General features: G+C 44.0%; 5 protein-coding genes and 1 pseudogene. 3 read left to right on the top strand and 3 right to left on the bottom strand.

Annotation, left to right across the window (positions count from 1 at the left end):
• Positions 1 to 952 (top strand): IS66 family transposase (locus tag HX743_RS15400; RefSeq protein WP_178319632.1); only part of this gene is annotated, 952 nt, incomplete at its 5' end.
• A gap of 143 nt (positions 953 to 1,095) precedes the next feature.
• Here HX743_RS15400 and HX743_RS15395 read toward each other — a convergent pair.
• From HX743_RS15395 to HX743_RS16495, 3 genes are all read right to left on the bottom strand, one after another.
• Entirely contained in the window at positions 1,096 to 1,611 is a 516-nt protein-coding gene (locus tag HX743_RS15395) for a YkgB family protein (protein WP_004911234.1), read from the bottom strand.
• Between the two features lie 137 nt (positions 1,612 to 1,748).
• Positions 1,749 to 2,303: a carboxymuconolactone decarboxylase family protein gene (locus tag HX743_RS15390; RefSeq protein WP_000088799.1), complete on the bottom strand. Its 555-nt coding sequence runs from the start codon at positions 2,301 to 2,303 to the stop codon at positions 1,749 to 1,751.
• A 58-nt stretch (positions 2,304 to 2,361) separates the two neighbouring features.
• Positions 2,362 to 2,538 (bottom strand): peptide-methionine (S)-S-oxide reductase, encoded by a 177-nt coding sequence (locus HX743_RS16495; RefSeq protein ID WP_005006244.1) that lies wholly within the window; start codon positions 2,536 to 2,538, stop codon positions 2,362 to 2,364.
• Positions 2,539 to 3,390: 852 nt separating this feature from the next.
• On the opposite strand from HX743_RS16495, the gene HX743_RS15380 reads away from it, so the two are divergent.
• The gene (locus HX743_RS15380; protein WP_000257537.1) at positions 3,391 to 4,677 is read left to right on the top strand and encodes a GAF domain-containing protein; all 1,287 of its coding nucleotides are present in this window, start codon (positions 3,391 to 3,393) and stop codon (positions 4,675 to 4,677) included.
• A 640-nt stretch (positions 4,678 to 5,317) separates the two neighbouring features.
• Positions 5,318 to 5,840: pseudogene (istA, locus tag HX743_RS15375) on the top strand (IS21-like element ISAba8 family transposase); the annotation flags it as partial.

The following is a 5,840-nucleotide window of genomic DNA, read 5'->3' as shown; positions in this document are numbered from 1 at the left end:
GTACCGTCAACGTCTGATCTATCAGCGGGCGGGAATCGAGCTTTCTAGATCAACGTTATCTGACTGGATAGGTCGCTGCGGTGTAGAACTGGAGCCTCTGGCCAATGCCTTAAAAGAGGTGGTGCTGCAACAGCAGGTGCTGCATGCAGATGAAACACCAGTCACCATTATGCGGATGGGTGATGATGAGAAAAAACCGAAGAAAGGTTATGTCTGGGCCTATGCCACCACACAGTACAATCCAGTTCAGGCAGTGATCTATGACTTTCAAGATAGTCGTTCAGGCCAGCATGCTGAAGAGTTCTTGAAAGGCTGGCAGGGCTATCTGGTCTGTGATGATTACAGTGGTTATAAAGCACGCTTTAAATCAGGCGATGTCATTGAGGTGGGCTGCATGGCCCATGCACGTCGTAAATTCCATGAACTGCATGTGACCGGGAAAAGTCAGGTCGCTGAACAGGCATTGGTGCTGATTCAGAAACTGTATGCGATAGAAGCAGAACTCAGGAAAAAGACCGATGGTACAGCGGAAGACCGCCGCGAATACCGACAACAGCATAGTCAACCGGTGATGCAACAACTGTATGAATGGCTTAACCAACATCAACTGACTGTGCCATCGAGTTCTCCAACCGCCAAGGCCATCAATTACACTCTGAAGCGTTGGCCAGCTTTAAGCCGCTATCTGGATGATGGCAATCTACCTATAGATAATAATTGGGTGGAAAACCAGATGCGACCTTGGGCGTTGGGACGTAAGAATTGGCTATTTGCAGGTTCGCTGCGCAGCGGTCAGCGAGCGGCAAATATCATGACTTTAATCCAGTCAGCAAAGCAGAATGGGCTGGATCCGTATGCCTATTTAAGTGATGTTCTGAAAAGGCTGCCGACACATAAAGTGACCCAGATTGAAGAGTTACTGCCACACTGCTGGAAACCTGAATCGAATTAAAAATTGGTATGGGATTCAGCGGACGCTTACTCAAAGATCAACAGCCTCTAGTAAGGCACGTACTTGAAGCACTTAAAAGATAAAAATAAAGGCTCTCTAATGTGTTTAGGAGCCATCTAACTTATAGTTGTTTCGGGTGAGGCTTATTTGTTTTTGTGCTCCAGTGCTGTAAGTGATGTACCTACGATAAATATAGACACGACAAACAAGCCTAAATCTTTTAGCAAAAACTGGCCAGGAACCACAGAGATCGCAGGAAACCCAAGAGATGCCTCAAAAACACCGGGTGTAGTCAGCATGAACGACAATGTCGTAAAAAAGAGTCCGGTTGAAAGTACACCGCCCAAGATTGCGAGCTTAGGGGAGAAAACTCGTGCAGCGATTAACAGGCCAACTGAAATTTCAAGCACACCCAGAAAATTTGAGAATCCTTGAATGCTGAGGAAGCTATACATCCACGAAAGCAGAGGGCTATTACTAACAAAACCATGTATACCGTTTGCTTCGTAGCTAGTGAATTTCATGCCACCAAACCACAAATATATTATCGTCATGGCAACGTAGATGCCACCTATACCAAACTTAGTGATTTTTGCACCGAGATTATTACTAAGGGTATTGGTAGTCTGGACACCATTTTCAATTTCGGGAATAGTCATCTTATATCTCCAATTATTTTTAGCCATGTGGACTCACTCTATGTAGCCCACTAAAATGATATGACTCTTGAGAAAAACTATATGTTTACTCGAGTCGAACCTAACTTAGGTAATTGCTGTAGTTGAGCACCAATGGATTAGACATCAATGCCTAGTGGTTGAACGGCCGGGAAGTCGACCTCGGTCTGTGTCACTTCGTTAACGTAGTTAGTGAAAGTGTTCAGGGCAACAGCCAACAGAATATCCACTACATGTGCATCACTGTAGCCAGCGTTCAGCACCGCTTGGACCTGGTCATTGCTGACTTGCCCGCGCTGGCGGACTACGGCGGCAGCAAAACGCACGGCTGCGTCGGCCTTAGGGTCATTTGATGCACCGCTGCGGTTGGCAGTGAGTTCAGCATCATCAAGCTTGGCCACCTTACGGCCTAGGAAGGAATGGGCAGCAAGGCAATAATCGCAGCCGTTGATCTCAGCGACGGCTAGGGCAATACGCTCAAGAGTCGCTGTACCCAAGCCGCCCTGTGCTGATGCTGCGCTCAATTGCAGGTAGCCAGTCAGCGCAGCAGGGCTGTTGGCAACGACGCGGAACATGTTAGGAACGCGGCCCAGTTGTTTTTCCACAGCCTTGAGTGAGGTATGGGTAGCAGTAGGCGCGGCGTCGATTGTGGTAGGGGTGTTCAAACGTGACATAAATTTCTCCTAGTGATTTGAAAGACAGCACGCTGTATTGGCGTGGAATAAATTGTATTTAAGAAGGTTCTGCTTGATAATCCGTTGCTATCAGACAGCTCATCTTCACGTCTTGCGCAGTCGCCATTTCAGTGCCACTACACACCTTCGTTGACGTCACGCCGTCCTGATTTCTAAGGAGGTCTTCGAGACCCCAAAAACACCCTCCGGCAACGATCACATAATCTAGTTTCATAAAGCCTCCTTAGTTTTCATCCACTTACTGATTAGACTGACTTTACAGCATGTAAAATAGATATAATATGTTCAATAGTTCGTATAACATGACCTATTGGACAGTTTACGTAGGGGCTATGTATGGATGCAGACTTTGGATATCAGATTAAAAGAGTTGTGAAATTAAGGGTTCACGAAAAACTGCAAATATAGGGCAAATCAGATTGTCTATACCCATAATTTAGAGCGCCCGAGCATCAGGAACTCACTGAAAGCAGACGTTTCTGAAAATAAACAAGGCACAGCGCTTGAAAATTTCGAGACATCAACGTTTTGCCAAAAGGCTAAAAATGCGTGCACTACTCATTTCGCATTTAAAGAGAGCATCGGTTATTAGGCAATAACGATGTGGCCAAAATTTGTCGACCACTACACTATCTCGTAAACGAGTTTGATAGACGTCAACTAGTACGTATTTTTAGTGTAAGGTCATATTAATGCACGATGCTAAACTCTGCTGTGAGCTAGGTAGGATGTATAAATACCATAAATATTTCAATGCTTTACTTTTTAAAGCTCAAGTGAGTTACTCAGTTCCGACTGTTGGTGGCAGATTTGGAATCTCGCGATTTGTCTTAAATGTCAGCCAAGCAAGTCTCTCGCTAATAAAGTGTTGACTATCCCTGACAAAGTAACAATTTCTTGCCATAATCAGACTTAAGCACTTTACTTAGAGTGTATGTGCGCCGCTTAATGCATCAATGCTGCTAATTCCCTGATTGACATCAATCACTTTGTTTCCTGTTTGATACTCTGAGATAAACAAGATCGAATGATGCAAAAGGGGACTATTTAAATACTGAGGGAACAAATGGCAGTAGATTTGAGCATAGAAACCGCTCTGCTCCTAGAGCGCTGGCAAGGCATTGTAAACTCGATGGCTCAAGTCGCGGAAGTGCCTTGTGTGCTGATTAATCGATTAGATAAAAACGAAATTTGTCAGGCTGTTGGCAGTGTGTCAGTACCAACTTTTTATTGCGGTGAACCTGTTCCATTGGCACTTAACACTTATTGTTCCCAAGTCATTTCCAGTAACCAGCCATTACTAGTTGAAAATGCAATCGGTACCCGATATGAAAACAATAACCCAACATTTGCAGCAGGCTTTAGTTATTACTATGGCCTGCCATTGCTTTGGCCTAGCGGAAAAACTTTCGGTACTTTGTGTATGTTGGACTTTTCAAGCCCAGATCGGGCATCACAACACTGTTCCTTACTCACACTTTTTAAGCAGGCCATTGAATACGATTTACAGATGCTTCAACAACAGCAAGATCTGCTAAAGCGTGAGCAACAAGCAGACAAAAAATTTATACAACTATTCAATGAGATGTCAAATAGGATAAGACCGGTAACTAATAATAAGTTGCTTCAATCTGAGTTGTTTGTACTTTTGACAAGCCAATACCAATACTGGCATCAGGAACTGGATAAGCAGCTTAATCAAACCGTCCTGACTGATGAAAACTCCATTCATATAGCGGCACTGGTTCGAATTTGGTCAAATTTGTTGGCGATTGCCCATGAAACAGAATGGTTGAGAGCTACGGCAGTTCTAGAACCTTATAGTTGTGATGCTGTTGCGTCACTGGTCAATGCAACTCCATTATTAGAACAAGCAGTGTATAAAACAGCGCTGACCCTTGGTGCTGATCTCGTTTTGAGGAGTCATTTGCCTAATCCACTGTTACTAAGTGGGAAACCAGAGTTATGGTCTCTGATAGGACTAGCTATCACGAGCTTTTTAGTTGTTGGCGCCAGCGGTACAAGTATAACTATTTTTGTCAGTAACCGATTAAAAGGTAAGTACAGAGTTTTGGAATGGTCCCTTCTTGTAAAAGGCCAGACGATGCCGCTGCGTTTTACCCGCGATAATCAAGCGCTTTATGGTTTTGCAACAGTATGTGCCGAGTTAGCGGGTGCTGTTCTTGAATCTGGTGAGTGGCAATTAACTGAGAGTCTTCAGCAACAGAGTCGTTATCTCAACTCAAATCGTGATCACGTTGACGACATTGAAAGCAGGAATGCTTCAAGAACTGCTAATGGCATAACCAGGCTTATCTGCTTATCGATACCGGTGATGGGAGACGATTTATAAACACTCAGCGATGATCAGCGAAGTTGTGTTTTAGTTTTCTTGTTGGCACTACATCCGGTATGGCGGCCTTTAATCTGAGAGTGACACTTGGGATAACTGAAAAACTGGCTGTGATTCTGCTGAACGGAGCTTGGTGCTAAGCATGTTGGCGTCATTCAAAGCAAGGTCAACACTGCTATTAACGTTTACGATTATCTGACGGACGTGCTGCTGCGCGTCAACCAACATCCAGTAAGCAAGGTACATGAACTAATGCCGAAGTTACGGAAAGCTCAGTTCGAAAGCGCATTACAGCGTTCAGCTCTATTTAGCAATCCCGATGCTTCGGTAAAATAAGCCACGGAAAATGCTCCGGAGGCCGCATGCACACTAAATAGATGACGTTAGACGAAGAGTTGGATTTAAACGAGCAAATTATAGAGCCTGCGACCGGAAAAGCCAAAAGTTTATAAATACAGCTAAAACTCAAATCAAGCAGGCGAATATTGTACAAAACAATACCATTGCTACAGAGATAACTTCAAGTCTGACAGATCTATGCTAGAGTTAAATTGTTAGCGGCAGTGTAAAAATGACCCCCTAATGGCATTTAAAAACTGACCCCCTTGGTTAATATAGCGGTCATTTTGGACTGCTCAACATGTTAACTTTGGAGCAAGCAGTGACAATCCAAATACTTCATCAACAAGGTAAATCTATTAAAGCCATTAGTCGTGAACTGGGGGTGTCCAGAAATACCGTACGTAAATATTTACGGCAAAACACCACACCTCAGTATCAGCGTATACAGCCTAGAATAAGTATCCTTGACCCATATAAACCCTATTTACTCCAACGTGTAAACGCAGCTCATCCTGAATGGATTCCTGCTGTTGTGCTCTACCAGGAAATTTTAGGGTTGGGATATCCAGGAAAGATCAGGATCTTGAGGGAATACCTTGCAACATTAAAACCAGTTGCTCAACCGGAACCGATCATTCGTTTTGAAACCCAACCTGGCCAACAAATGCAGGTGGATTTCACCACAATTCGACGCAACAACACGACTTTAAAAGCCTTTGTCGCAACATTAGGGTATTCCAGAGCGACTTTCGTGAAATTTTATGATCATGAACGTACGGATGCATGGATCGATGGTCTAGAAAATGCATTTCAGTTTTTTG

Origin of the sequence: Acinetobacter sp. Swhac1, from assembly GCF_013390985.1 — a bacterium.
In the GTDB taxonomy this organism is placed as follows: domain Bacteria; phylum Pseudomonadota; class Gammaproteobacteria; order Pseudomonadales; family Moraxellaceae; genus Acinetobacter; species Acinetobacter towneri.
This window is presented reverse-complemented; position numbering and strand designations above follow the sequence as displayed.